Source organism: Mycobacterium sp. NGS34 (assembly GCF_059812845.1).
Genome location: NZ_JCALDM010000027.1, coordinates 1 through 26,101, shown reverse-complemented (window position 1 = coordinate 26,101; position 26,101 = coordinate 1). Strand labels below are relative to the sequence as shown.

Genomic DNA, 26,101 nt, shown 5'->3' with positions numbered 1-26,101 from the left:
CGGCTGTCCCGGTGGGTCCACAACGGCGCACAGCCCTGCGTCTGTGAAGTCGCCGAAGACGGGGCCCTGAACTCGGCCGAGTCCGTCTCCAGCAGTTAGCGATCTTCACCCTCCGTTCCCCGGCGCTGACCACGATCGGCGCTACGGTGTTGTGATGAGCGATCCCCACACGCCGCGGATCCCGCCGGCACTGGCCGCACCGAGCCTGAACCGCGGCGTGGGATTCACTCACGAGCAACGCCGCCGGCTGGGGCTCACCGGGCGTCTTCCGTCGGCGGTGCTCACACTTGACGAGCAAGCCGACCGCGTGTGGCATCAACTGCAAAGCCTCGGTACGGATCTGGGCCGCAACCTGCTTCTCGAACAGCTGCATTACCGGCACGAGCTGCTGTACTTCAAGGTGCTGCAAGATCACCTGCCCGAGCTGATGCCCGTGGTGTACACGCCCACCGTCGGAGAGGCCATTCAGCGCTTCTCGGATGAATACCGCGGGCAGCGCGGACTCTTCCTGAGCATCGACGAGCCGGACGAGATCGCCGAAGCCTTCGAGACTTTCGGCCTGGAACCCGGCGATGTCGACCTGATCGTATGCACCGACGCCGAGGCGATCCTCGGTATCGGCGACTGGGGCGTCGGTGGCATCCAGATCGCTGTCGGCAAACTGGCGCTCTACACCGCGGGCGGCGGGATCGATCCGCGCCGCTGCATCGCGGTGTCGCTCGACGTCGGCACCGACAACGAACAGCTGCTGGCCGACCCGTTCTACCTGGGCAACCGCCACGCGCGGCGCCGGGGCGGGGAGTACGACGCGTTCATCAAGCGGTACATCGAGACCGCGCACGGGCTATTCCCCGACGCGATCCTGCATTTCGAGGACTTCGGGCCGCTCAACGCCCGGAACATACTGAAGACCTACGGCGACGACTACTGCATCTTCAACGACGACATCCAGGGCACCGGCGCGGTGGTGGTCGCCGCCGTGTACGGCGGCTGCCACGTCACCGGCGTCCCGATGCGCGACCAGAAGGCGATCGTCTTCGGGGCCGGCACCGCCGGGATCGGCGTGGCGGATCAGATCCGTGACGCGATGGTGGCCGACGGCGCGACGGCCGAGCAGGCCGCGTCGCAGATCTGGGCGATCGACAAGCAGGGCCTGCTCTTCGACGACATGGACGACCTGCGCGATTTTCAGGTGCCCTACGCCAAGAACCGCCAGCAACTCGGGGTGGGCGCCGAGGATCGGGTGGGATTGGTGGACGCGATCAAGCTCGCGTCGCCCACCATTCTGCTGGGCTCCTCAACCGTATTCGGGGCGTTCACCGAGAAGGTCGTCGACGCGATGACCGCATCCTGCGAACGCCCGATGATCTTCCCACTGTCCAACCCGACCTCACGCATGGAGGCCATGCCGGCCGACTTGCTGGAATGGTCCAACGGCAAGGCGCTGATCACCACCGGCACCCCGGTCGCTCCCGTCGAATTCAGCGGCGTCACCTACACCATCGGCCAGGCCAACAACGTGCTGGTCTTCCCGGGCATCGGGTTGGGCATCATCGTCTCCCGGGCGCGGACCGTCACCCCCGGCATGCTGCAGGCGGCGGCGAAAGCCATTGTGCACCAGGCCTGCCCGACAAATGCCGGCGATTCCTTGTTGCCCGATGTGCGGAACCTGCGCGAGATCTCGACGGCGGTCGCGGAGGCCGTCTATCACGCCGCCGTCGAGGACGCGGTCGCCACGAAGACCCACGCGGACGTCGCGCGAGCCGTGGCCGGCGCGATGTGGGCGCCCGTCTACGACTGACCGCTACCGCTTGGGTGGCTCCGGTTGGCCGTACACGGCGACGACGACGGTGCGGTCCAGGCTGTTGTCCGACCACACCCCGATGTTGGTGTTGGCGCAGTCGCGGATGATCGCCATGTCGCCGGGGTTGTAGTACCACTGGTTGACCAGTTCCAGGCTGCTGATCGCGATCGCGGGATTGATCGCCACGGTTTCGGCCGCCTTGCCGTGGAAGCCGGCGGCGTTGGCGCGATCCTGCGGCGTCGATCCGTCGGATCCGGTGTCGTCGTTGATGTTCCGGTTGTTGATCATGTCTTCCGCGTGCCATTCGGCGGCCAGCGTCAGCGCGTTGTTGCGGATGACGTCGTTGGTGCAGCCCGCCTGGTGCTGCAGGGTGTAGACGGCCGAGACGACGGCGCTGTTGAGCCGTTTGTTGTCGGCGTGCGCGGCCGGTGCCGTTACCGCTGCTGCCGCCGCCGCGATCGCGCCGACGGACACCGCCGTGATCGCGCGCATCACACCGGATCGAAACGCGAAACCAGCCACCGGCCGTCGACCTTGTCCAGCGTCACCCGCACCACGGGCTGGGTGTCCGTGGGAGCACCGCCGCCGATGGTGACAGTTTGGTCCAGGAACGCCAGGACCACGGCGTGGTTGGCGGTCGCCGAAACCGAGGCCGTCGCATTGACTTTGGCCACCGACGAGATGTGCTTCTCCTTCGCCCCCGGAATGACCACCTGGCGGGTCAGCTCGGTGTAAGCGTCCTTGAACTCGCCTGTCAGCCGTTCGCGCGCCGCGGCGAGATCCTTGTCCACCGAATCCGCCTGGTAGGACAACAGGGCGACCGCGTCGTCGCCGGCGACCCGCACCGATTCGGCCCGCGCCCGCGCCAGATCGTCGGCCGAACCGACCACCCACTTGGAATATCCCGCCCCCAGCGCCAGCAGCAACGCGATCGCGGGCAACGCGCCCTGGGCGAGGACACGCGACCACCTGATGCGCCGCTTTGCCGGAGCGTCGTCGGGCGCCTCGTCGGCGTCGATAACTTCCAAATCTTCGTCGGCCACAGCGGTCTCGACGTCGTCGCGGAATGTCGTCATGGCACGAACACCACATTCGACACCTTGGCGTCATCGCCTACCGACCGAACCTCGATTCGCATGCGCCATTCGCGCGGCGCCTCCTCGCCGCCGGCGGTCCGGGACTTGACCGCAATCGCGACGAGCACCTGGGCCGAGTCCCCGCGCTGAGACTCCAATCCGGCGTCCGTGACGCTGCCTTCGGATTTCGACTGCGCCGCCTTCACGACCTCCACGAAGGCCTTGGACCGTTGCTCGAAATCATCACGGAAGGCCCCGGTGGATAAATCGAGAACCCGCTGAACGTCGGCATCGACCTCGGTGTAGTTAATCGTCGTCAGGTTCACCGCACCCTGGCGAGCAACCTGAACGAACAGGTCCCGCTTGGCGTTGGCCTCATGCTTTTCATAGGCCTGGTAGCCGAGCCACCCAGCCAACCCGGCCAGGGCCGCCACGACCGCCGCGGCGGCGATCAGTGATACGGCCGCCCGTGAGAGCCGAGGGGTGACCCGGTGGCTCCAGCGGGCCAGCCGCTTCTCGGATTGGGCTGACTCTTCGTCGGTTTCGTCGATGTCGTCGCGGTCTTCGACATTGGGGGTGTCGGGTTCTTTAGCCTCGTCGGCCATATTGCTCCTTCAACTGCTTACGGCGTCGGCACCAGAAGTGACTGCCAGTTCTTGGCACGCGGGTGCGCCAAGTCCGCCTCGGTGTAGCGGCGTCCGTCGGGTCCGACGTAGTCGCCGGTGGCGGGGTCATAGGTCGCGACCGCCAGCGGCGCCGGCGGGGGCGGCGCCGGTGCGGTGCCGCGCGGTGGTGGCAGCCGCGGGTCCTGCCCGGGCGGGTACTGGGGCACGCCCTGGCCGCTGTACGTGGCGTTCGGGTCGCCCTTCCAGTTGTAGCCGTCGTTGAGCGGCACGTACTCCTCGTCGCTCTCACACAACTCGACCGTGGGGGCGCGCTTCCACGGCTTCGTCTCGCAGGGAATGTTGCGCGCCCCACGTACATTGAGCTCGGAATCCTGCGGGACGCGGCAATACAGTTCGGCCGCCGGCCGGTCCGGGGCGTCGACGTCGGCCGGTGAGCGACGCTGCGTGGGCGGCAGGAAGCCAGTCGTGCACGGCGGCGGCAGGTTGAGGTTGAGGTTGAAATCGAGGTAGAACCCTTTGTACTCCTGCTTGCTGTACAGGTTGGGCACCAGCGCCGCCGACATCACCGCGATGCCCTGCGGGAGGAGGACGAGTATCTGCTCGATGTCGTGGCGGTAGACCACCGCGATGTCACCCAGGCTCACCAGGTTGGCCATCAACACCGGCACGGCCGGTGCCATTCGGTCGAACAGCGCGCGGCCTTCTTCCAGCCCGGAACTGCCCTGCGTCAACAGGTCTCGCACCGCCGCGTTCTGCGCCTTGAACTGCGCCATGATGGCGGAGGTGCGATTGGCCCACGTCCCGATCGCGTCCGACGTCTGCACCTGGGAGTTGAGCACCGCGGGCGACTGGTCGATCAGGCCTGCGAGCGGGTCGACGGTGCGTCCGCCCGCGATGGCCAGCGCCGTGGAACCGTCGACGATCCGGGACAGCTCGGGGCCCAGTCCGCTGACGGCGCGGTCGGTCTCGTCGATGACCGTGCGCAGGTTATTCCGCGGAATCGCTTGCAGCGCACGGTTGGTCAAGTCGAGCAGGTGCCCGATGTCGACCGGAACGTCGACCCGGCCGGCGGGGATGACGTCGCCGGCGCGCAGCGGCCGGGACTGTTCCCCCTCCTTACCCGGCGGCGGGGTCAGATCGATGTACTGCTCGCCGATCGCCGAGCGGCTGTGCACCGACGCCTGCACATAGGAGGGGACGGTGACGCCCGACCTCAGGGCGAGCACGGCGCGCACGCCCGTTGCGGTGACGTCCACCGACTTGACCTGGCCGACGTCGGTGCCGCGGTAGGTGACGACCGAGGTCTTGTAGAGCCCGCCCGACGACGGAAGGTCCACCGTGACGTTGTACTCCCCGATTCCGAAAAGGGTTTGCGGCAACTTCATGAAGTTGAAAGCCATTGCGCCACAAGACAGGACCGTGATCAACGACAGCACGGCCAGCTGGATCCACGTCCGGCGGTTCAGGCGCAGCATCAGTAACCCCCGTTGTGGTAGGGGAAGGCGAGCGGGTTGCCGCCGGTAACCGGGCTCGGTTGCATGCCGATCGTGCGTCCCCACTGCATTTCGAGTTCGGTGAGGTTGCCCTCCCAGCGGGACCCGGTGAACAGCGAGGTGTCGATGCGGCTCAGCGTCAGATCGACGATCATCGTGAGGTTGGCGTAGTCGCCGCGGAACCAGTTCTTCACGGTGGATGTCGGCCACGGATAGGTGGCCAGGCCGTCCAGGCCCTTGGTGAGTGCCGGTCCGGCGTCGGCCAGCGACCGCAGCACCGGGGCGATGTTGCGGAGGTTGTTCACAAGCGATTCCCTGCTCTGGTGGATGGTGTCGGCCGCGATGGCGCTGAACTTGCCGAGTTGGTCGATTGCGTCGGCGATCTTGGTGCGTTCCTCGGCCAGGATCGCCAGCGCTTTCGGCACCGTCAGCAGCGCCTTGTCCACCACCGGGTCCTTGTCTGCGAACTGCCCGGCGAGCGAGTTGAGGTTTTCGGAGGCCGCGATGATGTCGTCGGTCTGGGCGTTGGTGCCGGCGATGAATTGGTCGAGCTGGCCGAGCAGGCTGCGCATGTCGTTCTCGCGGCCGGCGAACGCCTTGGCGATCGCCTGGTTGATCTCCTGCAGTTGCCCGATGCCGCCGCCGTTCAACAGGATTGACACCGAGGCGAGCGTCTGTTCGGTGGTCGGATACATGCTCGCGCGCGACAATGGGATCACCGACCCGTTTTTGAGCTCGCCGACCGGCGGCTCGTCCTTGGGTGGTGCGAGTTCGATGTGCATCGATCCCAGCAGGCTGGTCTGCCCCAGCTTGGCGGTCGAATTGGCCGGCAGGTGGACGTCCCCGTTGATGCGCATCGTCACCAGGGCATGCCAGTCCTGCAGCTCGATCTTGGTGACGTCGCCGACGTTGACGTCGTCGACGCGCACCCGGGTGTTCTGCTGGATGGTGACCACGTCGGGCATTTGCGCCTGGATCGTGTAGGCGCCCGGCCCCCCGCCGGCGGTACCCGGCAGCTTGAACGAGTTCAGGCCGCGCCATTCGCATCCCGACAGTGCGGCCAAGCAGGCGAGGCCGAGCGCGGCGGCCAGCGCGCGTCTCATGACGCCCCCGTGGGCAGCATGAGGTTCTGCAGGACCTGGGTCGAGCTCACGTTGTTCTCCGGCGGCGGGGGCGGCCCCTGCGTCGGCTGCGGCTGGTTGTCGAGCAACGCGGGCGGGGGCGCTTCCGGCGGCTGCGGCGCCTCCGGCGCCGGGGGCGGCGTGTAGCCGGGGCGCAGCCAGTCCTCGCTGTAGGTGATCTCGTTGGGCCGGGCCTGCGTGCCGACGAACGGGTTGATTCCGGCCGGAATGTAGTTGTAGATGCGGTTTTTGATGATCGGGTTCACGTACTGCAGGCACAGCTTCGAGACCCGGTCCAGGCGCAGCCGGGAGGCGGCTTCGATCGAACTGCAGATCCACTGCGGGATGTCGGCGAAGTTGTTCAGCGCGATAATGCCGCTCATGGCGCTCTGCGCCGGCTGGTAGATGTTCATGAAGTTCTGGAACACCGTGGGAACGACATGCAGAATCTGCTTGATGTCGGCGCGGCTGTCGTTGAGGGTCGTCGTGATCGAGCTCAGCCGGTCGAAGGTTGTGCCGACGGCTTCCCGGTTCTCAGAGAGGAACTCGCGCAGGTCGGCCAGCGCCCCGTCGAGACCCTTGAGCGCGTTGGCGACTTCGTTCGGACTGTCCGTCAGGATCGTCGTCACGCTGGCCAGGTTCTGGTTGAAAGAGGCCAGCAGGTCGCTGCTCGAGTACAGCGCCGACACCAGCAACTGGAGATTGCGCACCGTGCTGAAGATGTCGTCGGCGTGGTCGCCGAGCGCCGAAATCGCCTGCGACAGCTTGATGACGGTGTCGCGGGCGGTGTCACCCTGGCCGCGCAAGTTGTCGGCGGCCGAGTTGATGAACTCGCCGACCGAGTTCACGCCGCCTGGAGCGGTGGGCTGCAGCGCGTCGGTCAGCTTCTCCAGCTGTCTGCGGAAGTCGTCCCATTCGACGGGAACGGCTGTGCGGCTCAGCGGGATTGATGCGCCGGGGCTCAACTTCGGTCCGCCGGAGTAGGCCGGGACGAGTTGGATCGCCCGTGAGGTCACCAGCGACGGTGACAGGATCGCGGCGCGTGCGTCGGCCGGGACCGCATACTGCTTGTCCACCGAGAAGGTCACCTTGGAACCGGTGGGCTGCGGCTCGATCTTGTCCACCACGCCGACGGCGACGCCCAGGATCCGAACCTCGTCGCCGATGAACAGCCCGTTGGCCTCCGCGAAATAGGCTGTGTACGTGTTCTTTTCAACTACCTTCCACAGCCTGGTGCCGACGAAGATCGAAGCCACGACGAGGGTTGCGACCAGCACGACGCCGGTCAAGGTCTGAAGGGTGCGCCGGCTCATCACTGGCCCCCGGCCTCTGCGCGGCCGGGCGCGGGCGGCGGGCCCGGAGCGGGTCCCGGGGAGGGCGGTTGCGACCAGATCGGGTGCGGGGCGTTCTCCGGCGGCACCGGCGGGGTGCCGGTCGGCGGGTCCACCGACTCGGACGGCAGCCCCTGGTTGGGGTCGAGGGGCCGGTCATACATCCGCGCATCGATCGTTGGCCCGCTTATCTGCCCGGGAATCAGGTTGGCGACGTACGCCTTGAAGAACGGCCCGGAGCCCAGAACCTCACCGAACGACATTGCGTACCGCTTGAACTTCGGCAGCGTCTGCTGCAGGTCTTCCTTGCGGTTGTCCAGGATCTCGAGCACGCCGTTGAGCTTGTCGAGGGCCGGCTTGAGCTGAGTCCGGTTGTCGTCCACCAGCCCCGAGATCTGATGCGACACCGCGGTGAGGTTGTTCATCAGCGCGTCGATCGAATCCCGTTCGTCCAGCAGCGCCGCGAGCAACGCGTCGGAGTTCGCGACCAGGCCGGCGATCTGCTGGCTGCGCCGCCCCAGCACCCCGGACACCTTGTTGGCGTTGCCCAGCAGGCTGCGGAGTTGCTCGTCGCGGTTGTTGAGGGTCTGCGAGAACCGGGCCACGCCTTGCAGCGCGGGCTTGAGGTCCGCGGGCGTCTCCTTGAAGGTCTCGGCCAAAGTCGTCAGCGCCGAGGACAATTGGTTGGTGTCGAGGCCACTGATGGTGGTCGTGAGATCGCCCAGCGCCACCGGAAGGTCGTAGGGCGAGGTGGTGCGCTCCAGCGGGATGACGCCCGTCAGCGTGCCGGCGCCGCGCGACGTCAACTCCAGCATCTTGCTGCCCAGGATCGTCTCGGTCTTGATCGCCGCTTCGGTGCGGTCCCCCAGCTGGATTCCCTTGCGAACGGTGAAGCCCACGCGGACCTTGGTTCCCTCCAGACGGATCTCCGAGACCCGGCCGACGCCCATGCCGGAAACCCGAACGGTGCTACCAGATTTGATGCCTCCGGCCTCCGAGAAATACGCCGAGTAGTCGTTCGTGTCCTTGACGAACGGCAGCTTGTCGTACTGGAAGGCCGCGACGACCAGGCACGTCAGGATCACGGTGCCCATCAGTCCGATCACGACGGGGCTGCGCTGACCGGACAGCGTAAGTTTCGGTAACCTCATCGCGGCGTGCACCGCCCGCTCGGCTGACCGAGCAGCTTGACGTAGATCGGATTGCCCCCCTTGCCGTTCAGCTTCAGCAACACCTCGCAGAAGTAGAAGCCGAAGTAGTCGCCGTTCAGCCCCTGCCTGGCCAGCACTTGGTAGGTGTCGGGCAGCTGCTTGAGCAGGTTGTCGACGTACTCCCGGTCGGCCAGCACCTGGGCCGACATGCGGTCGGTTTCGTGCACGACGTCCTTGATCGGCTGGCGCGCCTGCACCAGCAGGTCGGTGACCGAGCCCGCGGCCGCGTTGATGTAGGCCAGGCCCGTCGAGATGTCCTCCTTGCGTTGCGCCAGGCCGTCGACGAGCGCGGACAGTTTGTCCAGCCCGTCGGAGAACTCGTGGTCGCGCGCGGCGAAGGTGTGCAGCACGGTGTTCAGGTTCTTGATCAGCTCACCGATCAGCTCGCTTCGCCCCGCCAGGGTGGACGTCAGCGTCGAGGTCTGCGCCAGCACGGAGGCGAGGGTCCCGCCCTGGCCCTGAAAGATCCTCAGCAGCTCACCGGACAGGGCGTTGACCTGATCGGGGTCCAGCGCCCGGAACAACGGCCGGAAGCCGCCGATCAGCGCATCGACGTCAAGTGCGGGCGAGGTCCGTGTCAGCGGGATCGTCGTACCGGCCGGCAGCCGGCGCGGCGGCCCGGGGCCGTCTTCGAGCGCGAGATAACGGTCGCCAATGAGGTTTTCGTAGCGCACGACGGCTTTGGTGCCCTCGGTCAGTCGTATCCCCTTGTCCACCGCGAAGCCGACGGTGACCGTGCCGTCGCGATGCAGCGTGAGGTCTCCGACCTTGCCGACCTCCACCCCGGCGATGCGGACGAAGTTGCCGGACTTCAGGCCGGAAATGTTGGTGAAGACAGCCTGATAACCGGTGCGATCCTCGAAGCGCAACTGACCGAAAACCGCGATCAACGTAAACGTGAACACCAGGGAGACCACCGTGAACAGCGCGACGCGCGCGAGGATGGCGGACATATTGCGTCTTCTCATGGCGGCGGCTGTCCCCCGCGATACCAGTAATGCGGCGCCTCCGGCGGGTTCTTGGTGGTCGGGAAGTAGTTCGACCACCAGGGGTTGCCGGCGGCGACGTTGGTGCGGATCTCGTTGGGAGCGGCGCCCCACCCGGTGTCGGTGACCAGCGCGCGCACCGGGAAGTTGGCACTCGGGTCGGGCAGCGAACCACAGCTGGGCCGGCCGCCCGGGCCCCCGGTGGCGTTCACCTTCGGCAGGTGCTTCGGATAGCGGTACGGGTCGTCGCCGAAGAGCAGCCCAGCGTCCATGATGAACGAATAGCCGTTGCCGCCCAGCATGTCCCGGCCGCCGTGGTCCACGTACCACTGCGCGCCCGTGAAAAGGCAGGTGAACGTCGGCGAGTACTTGTTGAGCAGTGCCATGGTCGGGTCGAGCAGGTTGACCGAGCGGACGATATTGGCCTCGTTGCGGCCGATGACGTTGATCCCCGCCTGACTGAAGCCCGCCGCGGACAACAGCAGCGCGTCGAGCGACCGCTGGTTTTCGGTGAGGGTGGCGCTGGTCGTCGTCGCCGAGTCGAGGATTGACAGGATGTCTTGTGCCGCATCGGAATAGATGGCCGTCGTCTTGCCGAACAGCCGCCAGTCGCGGTGGATCGTGTCCATGCGAGGGTTGACGGTCAACAACAGGTTGTTCGCGTCGGTGATCGCCTGCCCAATTCGTTCGCCCTTGCCGCGCACCGACTCCGAGAAGGCCGACAAGATCGCGTTCAGCTTCGCCGGATCGATCGCCTGCATCACCGACTGCAGGTTTTGGAAGACCGTGTTGACTTCAACCGTGACGTTGCGGGAGTGCAGCACCGCGCCGGGCTTGAGCGGTGTGTGGCTCGGTTGGTCCGGCACGATCAGGTCGACGTATTTGGACCCGAAAGCGGTGGTCGACTTGATCTCGGCCTCGAGGTTGCTGGGCAGATATTTGAAGGCGCCGGGATCCATCTTCAGCTGCAACTGCGCCGCTTTCGCGTCGGTGCCAATCGATGCGACCTGGCCGACCTGCACACCGCGCAGCTTGACCTTGGCGCCCTGTTCCATCACCAAGCCCACCCGATCCGATACCAGCGTGAGGGGGATGAACTCCTGGAACTTCCCGGAGAACGACGCCGCGGTCAGCGCGACCAGTACTCCGACAACGATGAACAATGTGGGCGCCCACCAGATCGGGTCGATCCTGCTGCTGCGGACCCTGTTTCGCGCGCCTGGCCCGCGGTCTCTGTGGCTGCTCATATCGTCATCCCGACAGGTTGAAGTTGCCGGACTGCCCGTAGACGGACAACGAAATCATCAGGCAGACAAACGCCGTGACGATCATCGATGACCGCACTGAACGACCGACAGCCTCCCCCACACCGGCGGGACCACCTGTCGCGGTGAAGCCGTAATACGTATGCACGACCATCACACCCGTCGCCATGGCCAGCACCGCCGCGAACGACCACAACAGGTCGGTGGGCCGCAAGAACGTGGAGAAATAATGCTCGTACACGCCACGTGACTGGCCGTAGATGTAGAGCGTGCCGAACTTGGCCGCAAAGAATGACATCAGCACCGCGACGGCGTACAGCGGAATGACGACCAGGACACCGGCGATGATCCGCGTCGACGACAGATAGGTGATCGCGCGGATGCCCATCACTTCCAGCGCATCGATCTCCTCGTTGATGCGCATCGCGCCGAGCTGCGCCGTCGTGCCCGCGCCGATCGTCGCGGCCAAAGCCACGCCGGCCGTGCAGGGTGCGATCATGCGAACGTTGAAGAACGCCGAGAGAAAGCCGGTCAAGGCCTCGACGCCGATGTTGGACAGGGTGTCGTAGCCCTGCACCGCGACGAGGGCGCCGGTGGTCAGTGTGAGAAAGCCGACGATGCCCACGGTGCCCCCGATCACCGCCAGCGCACCGCTGCCCATACCCATCTCGGCGATAGTTCGCAGCACCTCGCCCGGGTAGCGCCGGACCGCATCGACGGTGGCGGCCAACGATTTCCCGTAGAACTCGGTCTGTTCGCCCAGCCGGCGGGCAGTGGCGACGAACTTGGGTCCGAGAGCGACCAACCATACGGGCTCGCGTGCGGCATCGGTCATTTGGCGGTGACCTTCACACCGAGGGCCGTGACCACGATGTTGATGAAGAACAACGCCATGAACGAGAACACGACGGTCTCGTTCACCGCATTGCCGACACCCGTGGGCCCGCCGCCCACCGACAGGCCCTTGTAGCAGGCGATCAGCCCGGCCGACAGCCCGAACAAGGTCGCCTTGATGAGCGAAATCACCACCTGGGGCAGGCCGGTGAGCAGTGTCATCCCCGCGATGAAGGCGCCCGGGGTGACGTGCTGGACGAAGACGACGAAGATGTAGCTGCCGGTCAGACCGGTGACGGCGACCACCGAGTAGAGCAGCAACGCGACGAAGGTGGCGGCGATGATGCGCGGAACCACCAGCGCCTGAACCGGATTGACGCCGATCACCTTCATCGCGTCGATCTCCTCACGGATGGTGCGCGCGCCCAGGTCGGCGCACATCGCGGTCGAACCCGCGCCGGCGACGGCCATCGCGGTGACGACCGGCCCGACCTGGGTCACCGACGCCAGCGCGGCGCCGGCGCCCGAGAGGTCCCCGGCGCCGATCTCGACGAGCAGGATGTTGAGGACGAACACGATGAGCACCGTGTACGGAATGGAGAGCATGATCGTCGGGAAAATGGAAACCCGGGCCACGAACCAGATCTGCTCGAGGAGTTCGCGCCACGCCCACGGACCCCTTACCGCGGCAACCAGCGCCTCGCCGCTGAGCAGAAAAAACTGGCCCAGCGCGTTCATGGGCCTTGCGATGGTCGTGCCGTTCATAGGGTCTCGTCAGTCCCCCGAATCGTCGATATCTCCATACGCCTCAATCGGCCCCCGTTTACGTGAAAGATCGAAAACCTCGTGATTAGTGTCACCGCAAAGGATTAGCGGTGTGCGGCGCGCAATCCGGCCACTCCGCCTGGCTGCACACACAAAACACTCCGGAAGCCTAAAGCCAACCCGAAACAAGTCGCAGGGTTGAAATCAACAAGAAGAAATGTGGCGAACCTCAGCCGGCACCCGCGCCGCCCTCGGCAATCCGGCGCACCGCGCTGAGGAAGACGTCGATCTCCTCGAAGGTGTTGTAAAACGCGAACGACGGGCGGACGGTGGCCTCCAGGCCGAGGCGGCGCAGGATCGGCTGCGCGCAGTGATGGCCGGCGCGCACCGCAATGCCTTCGGCGTTGAGCGCCTTGCCCACCTCGAGCGGGTCGTGCCCGGCCAGCACGAACGACAGCACGCTGGCCTTTTCGGTCGCGGTGCCCACCAGGCGGACGCCCGGGATGTCGGCCAGCCGCGGCGTCGCGTAGTCCAGCAGGGCGCGCTCGTGAGCGGCGATGCGCTCCACGCCCAACCGCTGCACGTACCGCAGGGCCTCGCCGAGGCCGACGGCGTCGGCGATGTTGCCCGTACCGGCCTCGAACTTGCTGGGCGGGCCCTGATACAGCGAACGCTCCAGCGTCACGTCGGCGATCATGTTGCCGCCGCCCTGCCACGGCGGTGTTTCGGCCAACGCCTCCTCGGTCCCATAGAGCACGCCGATTCCGGTGGGTCCGTAGATCTTGTGGCCGGAGAAGACGAAGAAATCGACGCCCAGCTCGGCGACGTTGACCGGCAGGTGCTGGATTGATTGTGCCCCGTCGATCAGCACCCGCGCGCCGTAGCGGTGGCCCAGCTCGACGATCTGCTCGACCGGTGTCACCGTGCCCAGCGCGTTGGAAACCTGGGTGGCCGCCACCAGTTTCGTCTTGGGCCCCAGCAAATCCTCGAATTCCGACATCAGCAAATTGCCGGCGTCATCGACCGGAGCCACTTTCAGGACCGCACCCGTCTGTTGCGAAAGCAGTTGCCACGGGACGATATTGGCGTGATGCTCTAAATGAGTAATGACGATCTCGTCGCCGGGCAGCAAATGCTTTCCGCCCCAGGCGTAGGCGACCAGGTTGATGGCTTCGGTGGTGCCGCGCACAAAGATGATCTCTTCGTCTTTCGAGGCACCGATGAATCGCCGAACCGTGTTGCGCGCCTCCTCGTAGGCGTCGGTCGCTCGGGCCGCCAACTCGTGCGCCGCACGGTGAATGTTGGAGTTCTCATGGGCATAGAAGTGCGACAGGCGATCGATCACCGCCTGCGGCTTTTGAGTGGTCGCCGCGTTGTCGAACCAGATAAGCGGCTTGCCGTTGACGGTCTCCCGCAGGATGGGAAAGTCCGCACGCACCGCGTTGACGTCGAACACCTCGTGCTCGTCGGGCAATCGGGGCACCGGGTCCGTCTTGGTCAGGAAGGGATACAGCTGCTCGTCGCCAACGGGCGCGAGCGGTGGCGCGTCGGACCAGCCGAGGTCGAGCACCGAGGGCAGCCACGAGGGCGCCGCGGGAACGGAACCGCGGGGGGCCACCGGAGCGGCCGGCGCCACCCCGGCCAGCACGCCGGGCAACGTCGGCACGATGCCCTCGCTGGGTACCGCGAAGGCGGTGAGGTCGGCGACGCCCGGCGGTAGGTAGGGATCGGCGACGCTCGCGGCCGTCTCCCCCGCCGAGGGCGCCGCCGTCGCATCGGGCACATTGCCACGGGGGGCGACGGGCACCGTCTGCGGCGGGCTTTCGGGCTGGGTGGATGACGGCGCAGGGATGTATATGTCGGTCAAGCCGATCACGGGAAGCGGCGGCAGGTAGGGGTCCGACGTGCCGGCGGCCAGCTGTCCGGCCGATGCGGCGGCGGTGGAATCCGGCACGCCGCCGCGCGGAGCGACCGGCGCCGCCTGGGGCGGGCTGTCGGGCCCGGGCCGGATGCTGGCCGCGTACAGCTGAGTGGCCAGCGCCGCGAGTTCGGCGGCCCCGATCGGCAACTCGCTTTCGGCGTCTACCGCTCGGTACTCACTTGTACTCATGGAACTGGTCCACGGCTACGTCGTCGAGGACGGCGAGCGCGTCGTCGGTGAGGACGGCCAGCGAGTTGTACAGCGTGACCAGATAGGTCGCGATCGCCGACTGGTTTATGCCGGTGAACCGCACCGACAGGCCGGGTGCCTGCTCGCCCACCAGGCCGGGCTGGAACAGGCCGACCACGCCCTGACGCTCCTCCCCGGTGCGCACCAGGATGAACTTGGTCTTGCCGTCTTCCACCGGCACCTTGTCCGACGGAATCAGCGGAATGCCGCGCCAGGTGATGAACTGCGCCCCGAACAGGCTCACCACCGGCGGCGGCACCCCGCGGTAGGTGGCCTCCCGGCCGAACGCCGCGACACCGAGCGGGTGGGTGAGGAAGAAACTGGGCGTCTTCCATACCCTCGTGATGAGGGCGTCGAGGTCGTCGGGCGTCGGCGCCCCGCCGAGCGTCTGGATCGTCTGCTCCGGCGTCGCCTGGGCCAGTAGCCCGTACTCGGGGCTGTTGACCAGCTCGAATTCCTGGCGCTCCTTGATCGTTTCGATGGTCAGCCGCAGCTGCTGGGCGATCTGGTCGTGCGGGCTCGAGTACAGGTCGGAGACCCGGGTGTGGATGTCGACCAGGGTCGAGATCGAGCGCAGCGTGTATTCGCGCGGGCTGGTCTCGTAGTCGACGTAGGTCTCGGGCAGCGGTTCCTCGGTGCCGGCGCCCTCTTCGGCCTTGATCGCCACGCTCTCCGGGTTGACCACCCGGTTGACACGGTAGAGGCCGGCTTCCACCGGTACCCAGCTGAGCAGGTGCAGCAGCCAGCGCGGGGTGATGGTCGAGAGCTGCGGGACGGTCTTCGTCGCATTGGCCAGCTGGCGGGCGGCGAGATCGCCAAGTGCCTGGGATTCGTTCTGAGCCCCCTGAGCCGTCGTCATCGCGCTCCTTCCGCTCGGTCGAACGCCGCAGCGAGTGCGGCAGCTCTATGATCGCCCACCGTCAGCGGTGGTGCGCGCCGAGCGTAGGCGGGCACGGAGGTGATACAGAAGGTTTACACCGCGGCTGAGTCAAACCAGGGAAACGAGCCCGAAATCTGACAGTGACGTTTGCGGGCCCTATAGTGGGGCCATGCAACAGGCCGTTCAGCCGCGCTTCGTTCCTTCGCGCTGCCTTGCCGCGGACTGTTGTTGTTGCTGTTGATTTCCTGACGCCTCTGACGCTGTAGAAATCCTCGCGCTCTCCCCGCACCGGGCAGGACCCGCGGTCCGCCCCGCGGCATGCATGCGCGCCAGTCGAACCCTTTCAGGAAGATCAACCACCCATGACCGTGTTATCCATGCCCAACCGTGCGCTGGCGCCGGTGGCGACCCGGCGGCGCGTGCAGATCCGGCCGGCCACCGACGTCGCCCGCATGACGCGCTACCGAGGCGGCACCTACTCCCACACCGTGGACAGGATCGTGTTCACGGACGGCAGCTGCGCGCGCACCGACCTCATCCGCCTGCATCCCAACCTGCTGGCCTATTCGCTGGATTTCAGCGGCATCGCACCACACCTGCCGTCGAGCTACCGCCTGGGCACCTGGTCCGCCCTGCCCCACCTGCGCGCCCGCGGCTGCGAAGCCGCGGTCGACTGGATCCTCCGGCACTCCTTTCCGACAAGCCACATCGCCGAGCTGAGCCAACGATTGCGGGCCGCCGGTTACCCGCTGGGACGGGCGAACGTCAGCGAACACGAGGCCATCGCGGCAACCCAGGCCGCGATCTGGCATTTCACCAACGGCCTGGCGTTGGACACCCGGCCGCTCAACGAACCCGTCGCCGTCGTCCGCGCCCCCGGGCCGGTGATCACATTCGAATTCGACGGCGAACCACAGCTGGGCGGCTACTCGGCATGGACGGCGACCGACACCGCCATTGGCGTGAGACTGCAAAAGTCGACCAATGGCGTTGACTGGCAGGATGTTTCGGGTTCCCACCTGACAATCGAACCCGGCCAGGGGCGACACCGGCGCACCCTCGGCGTCGGCAGCACACTGTCGGCCAGCAGCCACGGCGGCGGTGGGCGCGGTTACCGCCACTACCGGCTCGTCCCAACGACGGAAACCGCCGGCGCGACGATCCGCGATGTCCGGTTCTGGCTGACCGGCGCCCGCCACTACCGCAATGCCGATCGGGTCGTGCACCTCTACAATTACCTACTCACCGGGGCAGGCGCTGCCTTGCGCAACTCCGAAGAGCCGCGACTGGTCGACACCCATGCAACCGCCGAATCCGAACTCGTAGGCCCCTTCCAGGTGCGAATCCCTTTGAGCCTCAGCGCCCCCGGCGGCCACGCGCTGGTCGACGCCGACGGTTTAGGGATCGACGAGATCGTTCAGCCGGGAACGGACTTTTACGTCCGTCCCGCACCGGGTACATCCGCGATGACAATGACCGCAACGACGCCGCACGACCTCACCGGGCGGGTACTGACCGGCGAGGCATTTGCGGGGGCGTCGCAGCGATTCACGCCGGTTGCGCTTATCGTGCCAATAGACGTTGCAATCGAATTCGACATCACCTGGCAAGCCGACGAGCCCTGTACCGACATCGCGTAAGGAAGTTTCATGAGCATCGCCGAGGACGTCACACAGCTGATCGGTAACACGCCGCTGGTGCGGCTGCGCCGGGTCACCGAAGGCGCCGTCGCCGACGTCGTCGCCAAGCTGGAATCCTTCAACCCGGCAAACAGCGTGAAGGACCGCATCGGGGTCGCCATGCTGGACGCGGCCGAGAAGGCCGGCCTGATCAAGCGCGACACGATCATCCTCGAGCCGACGAGCGGGAACACCGGCATCGCGCTGGCAATGGTGTGCGCGGCCCGCGGCTACCGATGTGTGCTGACCATGCCCGACACCATGAGCGTCGAGCGGCGCATGCTGCTGCGGGCATACGGCGCCGAGCTGATCCTGACCCCCGGCGCCGACGGCATGCCCGGCGCCATCGCGAAGGCCGAGGAGCTGGCCAAGACCGACCAGCGGTATTTCGTGCCGCAGCAGTTCGAGAACCCCGCCAACCCGGCGATCCACCGCGCGACGACCGCCGAGGAGGTGTGGCGCGACACCGACGGCAAGGTGGACTTCTTCGTGGCCGGCGTCGGCACCGGCGGCACCATCACCGGTGTCGCCCAGGTCATCAAGGAGCGCAAGCCGTCGGCCCAGTTCGTCGCTGTGGAGCCGGCCGCGTCCGCGGTGCTGTCCGGCGGGCAGAAGGGGCCTCACCCGATCCAGGGCATCGGCGCCGGATTCGTCCCGCCCGTCCTCGACATGGATCTGGTCGACGAGGTCATCACCGTCGGCAACGAGGACTCGCTGACCATGGCCCGGCGGCTCGCCCGCGAGGAGGGACTGCTGTCCGGCATCTCATCCGGCGCGGCGGTGGTGGCCGCGTTGCAGGTGGCCCGCCGGCCCGAGAACGCCGGCAAGCTCGTGGTGGTTGTGCTGCCCAGCTTCGGTGAACGCTATCTGAGCACGGCGCTGTTCGCCGACTTGGCGGATTGACCATGCTCGGTGCCATGCGGCGGGACATCCGGGCGGCCAGGGAGCGCGACCCCGCCAAGCCCACGACGCTGGAGGTCGTCTTCGCCTACCCGGGCGTGCACGCGATCTGGGGCCACCGGATCAGCCACTGGCTGTGGAACCGCGGCGCCCGGCTGGCCGCGCGGACGCTCGGGGAGGTCACCCGCATCTTCACCGGCGTCGACGTCCACCCGGGGGCCATCCTGGGGCCCGGCCTGTTCATCGACCACGCGACCGGCGTCGTGATCGGGGAGACGGCCGAGGTTGGCGAGGACGTCACGCTGTATCACGGCGTCACCCTCGGGGGCAGCGGCGCGGAGACCGGCAAACGCCACCCGACCGTCGGTGACCGGGTGATCATCGGCGCCGGGGCCAAGGTCCTGGGCGCGATCAAGGTCGGCGACGACAGCCGGATCGGCGCCAACGCCGTGGTGGTCAAGCCGGTCCCGTCGGGCTCCGTCGTCATCGGGGTTCCCGGGCAGGTCATCAGCCGCGCCGGCCGGGGCACGCCCGACGACTCGATGATGCCCGACCTGGTAGGCGTCAGCCTGCAGTCCCTGCTCACCAGGGTGGCCAAGCTGGAGGCACTGAACGACGGCCCGCAGAACGGCCGCGTGATCCGGCCGCCCGAGGCCGGGGTTTGGCACGGCGAGGATTTCCAAATCTGAGCGCGAGCGGATCTGCGCGTCGCCGGGTGAACAAGGTTTAAATCCCTTGTGAGCCAATTAGATATGTCACATGGCCACCGTGCGGGCATGGCCCTATAGTGGGTCCATGTCACGGGCCTCGAAGCGCTGTTGCCGTTGATTCAACACGAAACATGCTGCTGCCCAATCGTTCTAATGCTGAACTTCTATTCCATTGGCTGTCAAGACATTTCAGGGGGTTGACAGATGACCGAAATCCTTGCGGGCCAACGGCATATCGATGAAGGCCGTCAGCAGGCCAGCCGAGCCCTCGACACGGCGGTGGGGATACTGGTCGGGTGGCGTAGGTACAGTACCTATGCCGCGTTTCGGGAGTTGCTCAGCGCGAGCGAACGGCACGAGGTGCCGCTGTTCAAGCTGGCCTCGGCCTTGGTGGCTCTGGCCAGCGGAGGCGCCGAAACCGAGACCGGCCTTGACGCGGCCCGGCTGGCCGCGGACAAGGAATGGGGCCTGAACTACCTGCTGTGAGCGGCTGGGTCGTTGGGGTGCGGGCTCAGCGGCGTCACCTCGTCGGTGCGCCAGATGCGCAGCGGCATCGAGACGAGCACCCGCTCGAGTTCCTCCGCGTCGCTCGCGGCGAACAGGCCCAGAGTGCGCCACTCGCCCGGTTGCAGCGGCGGACGCCACAGCCGCAGCAGGTGCCCCCGTTCGGCCAGTTCTCGCGAATGCGCGGCCTCGCGGGACCGGACGTCGTCGACCGTTTCCGATGGGGTTCCGTCCGGGACGTGCGTGGTCATGGTGACCAGGAATTCCATGAGACCTCCTGCGAGGCACTGAAAGTTTCGTGGCCGACGTGGCGGCCGGAGCGTGGACGACCGAGGCTCAACCTTGCTCCCCCGGGTGGACTCGAACCACCAACCCTTCGGTTAACAGCCGAATGCTCTGCCAATTGAGCTACAGGGGATTAAACCGATCGCCGGACGACTCTAGCGTACTGGCACGACCGCACCCAACTAGGCGGCAGGTGTCTTACCCGCCGCCGCGCGCCCGCCGCCGAAGGTGAGGCAGGATGGAGCCATCGATCGTCGGGAGGAACGCTTTGATCCGGTATGTCGTGGTGCTTGGACTGGGGTATGTGCTGGGCTCGAAGGCCGGACGCCGCCGATACGAGCAGCTCGTCGGCACATATCGCGCGCTGACCAGCAGCCCCATGGCCAAGTCCATGATCGAGGGGGGACGCCGCAAGATCGCCAACCGGATCTCGCCCGACGCCGGTTTTGTCACCCTGACCGAGATCGACGAGCAGACGGCCGTGATGGAACGCGGTGCCGAGCAACCGGCGGATCCGGCCCTCACCCCGTCAGATCGTCGCCGCTAGCCTGCTCCAGCAGGCTGCGCCGATAGGCCTCCATGGCGACCAGGTCGCCGAATAGCGCGTGGTACTCGTCGCCCTGCTCGATGGGCGACATACGCTGCAGTTTGGACTTCACCTCGGCGATCTGCCGGCCCATCCAGACCTCCTGCAGGCGGGCGAGCACTCCCCCGATGTAGCGCGGCAGCTTCTCGTCGTCGACCTGGATGGCCTCCACGCCCAGCTCGCTGATCAGGCTGGTCGTCAGCGCCGACGTGGTCTGCTGGCGCACCGCCTCGAGCCACTCCGCCCCGGTGACGCCGGTCGAGGTACCGCCCGCGGACTCGATGGCCGCCCGCACGGCCGCGTAGCCGGGATGCGTGAAGCTCTCCACGGTCAGCGTGTCGAACACCGGGCCCGCCAGCGCCGGGTACTGCAACGCCGACTTGAGGGCCTCGCGCTGGGCCCACAGGATCGGGTCGCGCGGGTCGGGCCGGGCGGCTCGCGATTCCCGGGACTCGGTCGGGGCCGGGGCGGTGGGCTGCCGCTCGGCGCGGCGGGGGGCCTCGGAGCCGGGGCCGCCCCGGGCCGGCGAGGCCGACCGTTTGGCCTCGCCCCGCACCCGCTCGATCACTTGCGCGACGTCGTCCCAGCCGACCCAGCCGGCGAGCTGGCGGGCGTACTCGTCGCGCAGCGTGGGGTCCTTGATCTGGCTGACCATGGGCACGCAGCGGCGCAGCGCGGCGACCCGGCCCTCGGCGCTGTCCAGGTCCATCTCGGCGATCGCGGTGCGAATCGCGAACTCGAACAGCGGGGTTCGCCGGGCCACCAGGTCGCGCAGCGCGGCGTCGCCCGCCTTCAGACGCAGGTCGCACGGGTCCATGCCGTCCGGCGCGACCGCGACGAACGACTGCCCGGCCAGGTTCTGCTCGCCACCGAACGCCTTGAGCGCCGCGGCGCGCCCGGCCGCATCGCCGTCGAAGACGTAGATCAGTTCCCCGCGAAAGAAGCTGTCGTCCATCATCAACCGGCGCAGCATGGCCAGGTGCTCGTCGCCGAACGCGGTGCCACAGGAGGCGACGGCGGTGGTGACGCCGGACAGGTGCATCGCCATCACATCGGTGTAGCCCTCGACGACGACGGCCTGGTGTCCCTTGGCGATGTCGCGCTTGGCCAGGTCGATGCCGAACATCACCGACGACTTCTTGTACAGCACCGTCTCGGGCGTGTTGATGTACTTGGCTTCCATCGGGTCGTCGTCGAACAGGCGGCGGGCCCCGAACCCGATCACCTCGCCGGCCGCGGTGCGGATGGGCCACAACAGCCGCCGGTGGAAGCGATCCATCGGGCCGCGGCGCCCCTCCCGCGACAGGCCGGCCGCCTCCAGCTCCTTGAACTCGAAACCCTTGCGCTGCAAGTGTTTTGTCAGCGAGTCCCAGCCCGACGGGGCGAACCCGCAGCCGAAACGGCGGGCCGCCTCGGCGTCGAAGTTCCGCTCCGTCAGGTACTGGCGGGCCGGCGCCGCCTCGTCGGACTCGAGGGCCGCCGCGTAGAACTCGGCGGCGGCCGCGTTGGCCGCGACGAGCCTGCTGCGGCTGCCGCGGTCGCGCTGCACGTTGGTGGCGGCGGCGCCGGTGTAGGTGATCGTGTGGCCGACCCGGTCGGCGAGCAGCTCGACCGCCTCGACGAAGCTGACGTGCTCGATCTTCTGGACGAACGCGTACACGTCGCCGCCCTCGCCGCACCCGAAGCAGTGGAAGTGGCCGTGGTTCGGGCGGACGTGGAACGACGGCGACTTCTCGTTGTGGAACGGGCACAGGCCCTTGAGCGAATCGGCGCCGGCGCGCTTGAGCTGGACGTAGTCGCCGACGACATCTTCGATGCGGGCCCGTTCACGGATGGCGGCGATATCGCGATCAGAGATCCGGCCGGCCATCGGCCCAGTGTAGGACGCCCGACCGGATCAGCTTGCCGGCCCGATGACACCGCACGCGATCCGGTCCATCGCCTGGTCGCTGTTCTGGGCGCCGTGGATCATCAACGCGGTCTTGTCCCCGGCCAGCAGCTGGTCCCGGGTGAACGCGTCGCTGGTGGTGACCAGGTACGCCGAACCGTCCTGGCGCACCTCGAGCATGGTCAGGTCGCCGCTCTCGGGCATCCCGGAGTGCCCCGGCGCCTGGAAATGCCCGCCCGCGGACAGGAAATTTCCGGGCGGGCCGCCGTTCGGGGCGACCGAATTCGGCTCACACTTGCCGACCGCGTGGATGTGCATGTCGTGGAAGCCCGGCGTGAGGATGCCGCCGGCGACCGTCTTGACGGTGACGGTGGCGTAGCCGTTGCTGAAGTCGAAGGTGGCCGTCGCGACGTCCTTGCCGTCCGCCGTTTTCAGTTGCGCGGTCAGCGATCCGGCGGCGGGCGCCGGGCCCGACGTCGCCGACGATGCCGGAGAGCCGCTTAGGACCGGGGGCGTCGTGCCGGTCTGGCTGGTCGCGTGCTGGGGGGAGCTGCACGCGTTCAGGGCCACGACGGGAAGCGACAGCAAGGCGGCGGCAACGGCGCTGAGTTTGGTCATGCGGGTAACGCTATCCGGTCGCCTCATGGGCGTCGATCCGCTCCAGCCGACCCTCGGTGTAGGAGGCGACCTGATCGACGACGACCCGGAGGCGGGCGCGGTCGTCGGCCGCGGTGTTGAACGCCGCGGCGAACACGGGGTCGAGCGTTCTGGGCGCCCCGGAGTACAGCCAGTGCGCCACGCGATGGATGCGTTCGCGCTGGCGCGCTTGGGTTTCCAGGTGCCGGGGGTCCGACATGATGAACTGCAGCGCCAGGATTTTCAGCAGCGCGACCTCTGCCCGCACCAGATCGGGCACCTGCAGGTCGGCCCGGTAGCGCACCAGCGGCCCCGCGCCGGCCACCGCACGCGTGGTCGCGATGGCGGCCGAGGCGAACCGGCCCACCAATTCACTGGTCAATTGCTTGAGCGCCACCGCCGCGGCCAGCGTGGCGTCGTACTTGCCGACCGCGGCGACCACGGGCAGGCCCGACAACCGTCGCGCGGCGGCCATGAAGTCGTCGGCGCTGACCCGGGAGAATTCGCTCTCCCCCAGCTTGGCGAGTGCGGCCGCCTCGTCGTCGTCGGCGAGCACCCGCAGGTCGATGCGCTGGGAGACGACGCCGTCCTCCACGTCGTGCACCGAATATGCGACGTCGTCGGCCCAGTCCATCACCTGGGCCTCCAGGCACGTGCGATCCGCCGGCGCCCCCTGGCGCACCCAGGCGGCGGCCTCGCGATCCTCGTCGTAGAAGCCGAACTTGGTGCCCGGCCCCCGGCCGCGGGTCCAGGGGTATTTGGTGACCGCGTCCAGGGACGCCCGGGTCAGATTCAGTCCTGCGCTATTGCCTTGCGCGTCAAGGATTTTGGGCTCAAGGCTGGTCAAGATCCGGAAATTCTGGGCGTTGCCCTCGAAGCCACCGTGCGCGGCCGCGAACTCGTCGAGCGCGCGTTCGCCGTTGTGCCCGTAGGGCGGATGCCCGATGTCGTGGGCCAGGCCGGCCAGCTCGACGAGGTCGAGGTCGCAGCCCAGCCCCACCGCCATTCCCCGCCCGATCTGGGCGACCTCCAGCGAGTGGGTCAACCGGGTGCGTGGGGTGTCGCCCTCACGGGGCCCGACCACCTGCGTCTTGTCGGCGAGGCGGCGCAGTGCCGCGCTGTGCAGCACCCGGGCGCGGTCCCGGGCGAAATCGGTGCGGTGCTGGCCTTCCGTACCCGGCAGACCCGCCGTCTTCGCCGCTTCGCGCACCCGCCGCTGACGGTCGAAGTCGTCGTAGGGGTCGTGCTGTTGCGTGCTCACCGCCGCATAGTCTGCCAGGGAACGCGGGCTAGATTGACCTATGCGCTCTGCACGGCTGCTCGGCGTGATCCTGACGATCCTCATGGGTCTCGGCGCCGGGCTGCTGCTGGCGCCGACGGCGGGCGCCCAACCGCCGTTTCGGCTGCCGGATCAGGTGACCGACAACGCGAGCGCGCTGTCGGATTCCGGTCGCGCCGCGGTGGCGTCGGCCACCGACAAGCTCTACGCCGATCGCCACATCCGGCTGTGGGTGGTCTACGTCGACGACTTCTCCGGGGAGAGCCCGGAGAACTGGGCGAGGCGCACGCGAAGCGTCAGCGACCTGGGCGACTACGACGCGCTGCTGGCCGTCGCCACCACCGGCCGCGCGTACGCGTTTTTCGTTCCGACCGCGATCAAGGGCGTCAGCGCGGGTCAGGTCGATCGGCTGCGGCGCACCAAGATCGAACCCGCGCTGCACGACGGCGACTGGAGCGGCGCCGCGGTCGCGGCGGCCGACGGGCTCAACACGTCGCCGCCGTCGTCGGGCCGCCTGGTCCTGCTGGTCGCGCTGGGCGTCGTCGCCGTCGCCGTGGTGGCCCTGCTGGTGGTGATGCGCTATCGCCGCGGGCGGCGGCGCGCCGCCGAGTTGGCCGCGGCGCGGCGCGTCGACCCCACCGATCCCAACGCGCTGGCGGCCGTGCCGCTGGCGGCGCTCGACGACCTGTCGCGCTTGCTGGTGGTGGAGGTCGACAACGCGGTGCGCACCAGCGCCAACGAGTTGACGCTCGCGATCGACGAGTTCGGTGCGGAGCGGACCCAACCGTTTACCCAGGCGGTGGACAACGCCAAAGCGACGCTGTCCCAAGCTTTTACGGTCCGCCAGCAGCTGGACGACAGCATGCCGGAGACGCCGGCGCAGCGCCGGGAGATGCTGACCCGGGTGATCGTCTCGGCGGCGCGCGCCAATCGCGAGCTCGAATCACAGCGGGAGGCGTTCGAAGAGCTGCGGGTCTTGGTGGTGAACGCGCCGTCGCGGTTGGACGCGCTGACCCAGCAGTACGTCGAACTCACCGCCCGCATCGCCCCCGCCGAGCAGCGGCTGGCCGAGCTGCGCAAGGAGTTCGACCCCGCGGCGCTGACTTCGGTGTCCGGCAACGTCGCCGGCACCAAGGAAAGGCTGGCGTTCGCGGACCGCAACATCGGCTCCGGCCGCGGCCTGGCGGAAGCGCAGGGCGGGCAGCAGGCCGCGCTGGTCGACGCGATCCACGCCGCCGAGGCCGCACTCGGGCAGGCCCGGGCGCTGCTCGATGCGATCGACAACGCGGCGACGGACGTCAGGCATGCCGTCGCCGCCCTGCCCGCGCTCATCGACGAGATCCAAGCGGGCATCAAGCGCGCCGACGAGCAGCTGCAGAAGCCACGGGTGCCCGGGTCGGGCCGCACCGCCGAGCTCAGCGCCGCGCGCGACGAGGCGACCGCGGCCATCACCGGGGCCCGCGGCGGTGGCGCCGCCGACCCCGTCGGCGCCTTCGCCCGGCTGACGAAGGCCGACGCCGGCCTCAACCGCGTCCTGGCCGCCGTCGCCCAGGAGCAGGCGACCGCCGAGCGGCTGCAGCGTTCCTTCGAGCAGGCCGTGTTCACCGCCCAGGCGCGGGTGCGCGGCGTCTCCGAATACATCGACACCCGCCGGGGCAGCATCGGAGCCGAGGCCCGAACCCGGCTCGCCGAGGCCAGACGACACCTGCAGGCCGCACAGGACAAGCGGACGAGCAACCCGTCCGAGGCGATCGCCCACGCCAACGCGGCATCGACGCTGGCCGCCAACGCCCAGGCGCTGGCGAACGCCGACGTGCAGCAGGCGCAGCGCTTCTATGCCCGCCGCGGCAGCAGCGACACCGGCGCCATGATCGGCGGGATCATCATCGGCGACCTGCTGAGCGCCGGCATGCGCGGCGGGTTCGGCGGGTGGGGCCCCGCCTCGTTCGGCGGCGGTCCGAGCGCCTCGGGCTCGTCCGGGGGCGGCCTGATGGGCGGCGGCGGGCGGTTCTGAGACCCCTCAGACGAAGAACGGGGCCGCACACCCGTCGGTGTGCGGCCCCGCTTTGAAC

23 protein-coding genes, 1 tRNA gene and 1 pseudogene are annotated in these 26,101 nt (G+C 67.8%); 7 read left to right on the top strand and 18 right to left on the bottom strand.

From position 1 onward, the window contains the following. Nucleotides 1–154: 154 nt before the first annotated feature. Nucleotides 155–1,801, top strand: coding sequence for an NAD-dependent malic enzyme (locus AC5Y7V_RS30370; RefSeq protein WP_499883703.1), 1,647 nt, complete (start codon nucleotides 155–157; stop codon nucleotides 1,799–1,801). A gap of 3 nt (nucleotides 1,802–1,804) precedes the next feature. Here AC5Y7V_RS30370 and AC5Y7V_RS30365 read toward each other — a convergent pair whose 3' ends face one another. The 13 genes from AC5Y7V_RS30365 to AC5Y7V_RS30305 form a co-directional block, all read right to left on the bottom strand. Beyond that, nucleotides 1,805–2,296 (bottom strand): CAP domain-containing protein, encoded by a 492-nt coding sequence (locus AC5Y7V_RS30365; RefSeq protein WP_499883702.1) that lies wholly within the window; start codon nucleotides 2,294–2,296, stop codon nucleotides 1,805–1,807. Then, complete coding sequence (locus tag AC5Y7V_RS30360; protein WP_499883701.1) at nucleotides 2,296–2,880, bottom strand: hypothetical protein; 585 nt, start codon at nucleotides 2,878–2,880, stop codon at nucleotides 2,296–2,298. The genes AC5Y7V_RS30365 and AC5Y7V_RS30360 overlap by 1 nt, the downstream gene beginning before the upstream one ends. Then, on the bottom strand, nucleotides 2,877–3,485 hold the full coding sequence (locus tag AC5Y7V_RS30355) for an Rv1363c family protein (protein ID WP_499883700.1): 609 nt from the start codon (nucleotides 3,483–3,485) through the stop codon (nucleotides 2,877–2,879). The genes AC5Y7V_RS30360 and AC5Y7V_RS30355 overlap by 4 nt, the downstream gene beginning before the upstream one ends. A gap of 17 nt (nucleotides 3,486–3,502) precedes the next feature. After that, nucleotides 3,503–4,981 (bottom strand): MCE family protein, encoded by a 1,479-nt coding sequence (locus AC5Y7V_RS30350; RefSeq protein WP_499883699.1) that lies wholly within the window; start codon nucleotides 4,979–4,981, stop codon nucleotides 3,503–3,505. Further along, the gene (locus AC5Y7V_RS30345) at nucleotides 4,981–6,102 is read right to left on the bottom strand and encodes an MCE family protein (RefSeq protein ID WP_499883698.1); all 1,122 of its coding nucleotides are present in this window, start codon (nucleotides 6,100–6,102) and stop codon (nucleotides 4,981–4,983) included. Before AC5Y7V_RS30345 ends, AC5Y7V_RS30350 begins: the two co-directional genes overlap by 1 nt. Further along, the gene (locus tag AC5Y7V_RS30340; RefSeq protein WP_499883697.1) at nucleotides 6,099–7,433 is read right to left on the bottom strand and encodes a virulence factor Mce family protein; all 1,335 of its coding nucleotides are present in this window, start codon (nucleotides 7,431–7,433) and stop codon (nucleotides 6,099–6,101) included. Before AC5Y7V_RS30340 ends, AC5Y7V_RS30345 begins: the two co-directional genes overlap by 4 nt. After that, nucleotides 7,433–8,602 carry an MCE family protein gene (locus tag AC5Y7V_RS30335; RefSeq protein ID WP_499883696.1) on the bottom strand — a complete coding sequence of 390 codons (1,170 nt, stop codon included), beginning with the start codon at nucleotides 8,600–8,602 and terminating at the stop codon, nucleotides 7,433–7,435. The genes AC5Y7V_RS30340 and AC5Y7V_RS30335 overlap by 1 nt, the downstream gene beginning before the upstream one ends. Continuing rightward, nucleotides 8,599–9,615, bottom strand: a complete 1,017-nt coding sequence (locus tag AC5Y7V_RS30330) for an MCE family protein (protein ID WP_499883695.1) — start codon at nucleotides 9,613–9,615, stop codon at nucleotides 8,599–8,601. Before AC5Y7V_RS30330 ends, AC5Y7V_RS30335 begins: the two co-directional genes overlap by 4 nt. Before the next feature lie 11 nt (nucleotides 9,616–9,626). Beyond that, nucleotides 9,627–10,895: an MCE family protein gene (locus tag AC5Y7V_RS30325; protein ID WP_499883694.1), complete on the bottom strand. Its 1,269-nt coding sequence runs from the start codon at nucleotides 10,893–10,895 to the stop codon at nucleotides 9,627–9,629. Nucleotides 10,896–10,899: 4 nt separating this feature from the next. Further along, a complete protein-coding gene (locus AC5Y7V_RS30320) occupies nucleotides 10,900–11,748 on the bottom strand; it encodes an ABC transporter permease (RefSeq protein WP_499883693.1) in 849 nt (282 codons plus the stop codon). Continuing rightward, on the bottom strand, nucleotides 11,745–12,512 hold the full coding sequence (locus tag AC5Y7V_RS30315; RefSeq protein WP_499883692.1) for an MlaE family ABC transporter permease: 768 nt from the start codon (nucleotides 12,510–12,512) through the stop codon (nucleotides 11,745–11,747). Before AC5Y7V_RS30315 ends, AC5Y7V_RS30320 begins: the two co-directional genes overlap by 4 nt. Nucleotides 12,513–12,741: 229 nt before the next feature. Next, nucleotides 12,742–14,622, bottom strand: a complete 1,881-nt coding sequence (locus tag AC5Y7V_RS30310; RefSeq protein WP_499883691.1) for a family 2A encapsulin nanocompartment cargo protein cysteine desulfurase — start codon at nucleotides 14,620–14,622, stop codon at nucleotides 12,742–12,744. Continuing rightward, nucleotides 14,609–15,541, bottom strand: a complete 933-nt coding sequence (locus tag AC5Y7V_RS30305; RefSeq protein WP_499883690.1) for a family 2A encapsulin nanocompartment shell protein — start codon at nucleotides 15,539–15,541, stop codon at nucleotides 14,609–14,611. The genes AC5Y7V_RS30310 and AC5Y7V_RS30305 overlap by 14 nt, the downstream gene beginning before the upstream one ends. A 383-nt stretch (nucleotides 15,542–15,924) precedes the next feature. Between AC5Y7V_RS30305 and AC5Y7V_RS30300 the strand changes: the two genes are divergently transcribed. The 4 genes from AC5Y7V_RS30300 to AC5Y7V_RS30285 all read left to right on the top strand — a co-directional run bounded on the left by AC5Y7V_RS30300 (nucleotide 15,925) and on the right by AC5Y7V_RS30285 (nucleotide 19,337). Beyond that, entirely contained in the window at nucleotides 15,925–17,202 is a 1,278-nt protein-coding gene (locus tag AC5Y7V_RS30300; RefSeq protein ID WP_499883689.1) for a thioester domain-containing protein, read from the top strand. A gap of 9 nt (nucleotides 17,203–17,211) precedes the next feature. Continuing rightward, nucleotides 17,212–18,144 (top strand): cysteine synthase A, encoded by a 933-nt coding sequence (gene cysK, locus AC5Y7V_RS30295; RefSeq protein WP_499883688.1) that lies wholly within the window; start codon nucleotides 17,212–17,214, stop codon nucleotides 18,142–18,144. A gap of 2 nt (nucleotides 18,145–18,146) precedes the next feature. Further along, the gene (cysE, locus tag AC5Y7V_RS30290) at nucleotides 18,147–18,830 is read left to right on the top strand and encodes a serine O-acetyltransferase (protein WP_499883687.1); all 684 of its coding nucleotides are present in this window, start codon (nucleotides 18,147–18,149) and stop codon (nucleotides 18,828–18,830) included. Between the two features lie 225 nt (nucleotides 18,831–19,055). After that, complete coding sequence (locus AC5Y7V_RS30285) at nucleotides 19,056–19,337, top strand: ANTAR domain-containing protein (protein WP_499883686.1); 282 nt, start codon at nucleotides 19,056–19,058, stop codon at nucleotides 19,335–19,337. Between the two features lie 5 nt (nucleotides 19,338–19,342). On the opposite strand, the pseudogene AC5Y7V_RS30280 reads toward AC5Y7V_RS30285, so the two are convergent. Both AC5Y7V_RS30280 and AC5Y7V_RS30275 read right to left on the bottom strand, forming a co-directional pair. Then, nucleotides 19,343–19,624 (bottom strand): annotated as a pseudogene (locus tag AC5Y7V_RS30280) (muconolactone Delta-isomerase family protein); the annotation flags it as partial. A gap of 76 nt (nucleotides 19,625–19,700) precedes the next feature. Further along, nucleotides 19,701–19,773 (bottom strand) — tRNA-Asn (locus AC5Y7V_RS30275). Between the two features lie 135 nt (nucleotides 19,774–19,908). Here AC5Y7V_RS30275 and AC5Y7V_RS30270 point away from each other — a divergent pair. Continuing rightward, complete coding sequence (locus AC5Y7V_RS30270; RefSeq protein ID WP_499883704.1) at nucleotides 19,909–20,187, top strand: hypothetical protein; 279 nt, start codon at nucleotides 19,909–19,911, stop codon at nucleotides 20,185–20,187. Here AC5Y7V_RS30270 and dnaG read toward each other — a convergent pair. Genes dnaG through AC5Y7V_RS30255 form a run of 3 tightly spaced genes read right to left on the bottom strand, consistent with a single transcriptional unit; the run spans nucleotide 20,162 to nucleotide 24,011 of the window. Next, a complete protein-coding gene (gene dnaG / locus AC5Y7V_RS30265; RefSeq protein WP_499883685.1) occupies nucleotides 20,162–22,096 on the bottom strand; it encodes a DNA primase in 1,935 nt (644 codons plus the stop codon). The two genes, AC5Y7V_RS30270 and dnaG, sit on opposite strands and share 26 nt — an antisense overlap. Before the next feature lie 27 nt (nucleotides 22,097–22,123). Next, nucleotides 22,124–22,732 (bottom strand): superoxide dismutase[Cu-Zn], encoded by a 609-nt coding sequence (gene sodC, locus AC5Y7V_RS30260; RefSeq protein ID WP_499883684.1) that lies wholly within the window; start codon nucleotides 22,730–22,732, stop codon nucleotides 22,124–22,126. A gap of 10 nt (nucleotides 22,733–22,742) precedes the next feature. Next, complete coding sequence (locus AC5Y7V_RS30255; RefSeq protein ID WP_499883683.1) at nucleotides 22,743–24,011, bottom strand: deoxyguanosinetriphosphate triphosphohydrolase; 1,269 nt, start codon at nucleotides 24,009–24,011, stop codon at nucleotides 22,743–22,745. 40 nt (nucleotides 24,012–24,051) lie between these two features. Here AC5Y7V_RS30255 and AC5Y7V_RS30250 point away from each other — a divergent pair, with 40 nt between their 5' ends. Beyond that, nucleotides 24,052–26,043, top strand: coding sequence for a TPM domain-containing protein (locus AC5Y7V_RS30250; RefSeq protein WP_499883682.1), 1,992 nt, complete (start codon nucleotides 24,052–24,054; stop codon nucleotides 26,041–26,043). Nucleotides 26,044–26,101: the final 58 nt, after the last annotated feature.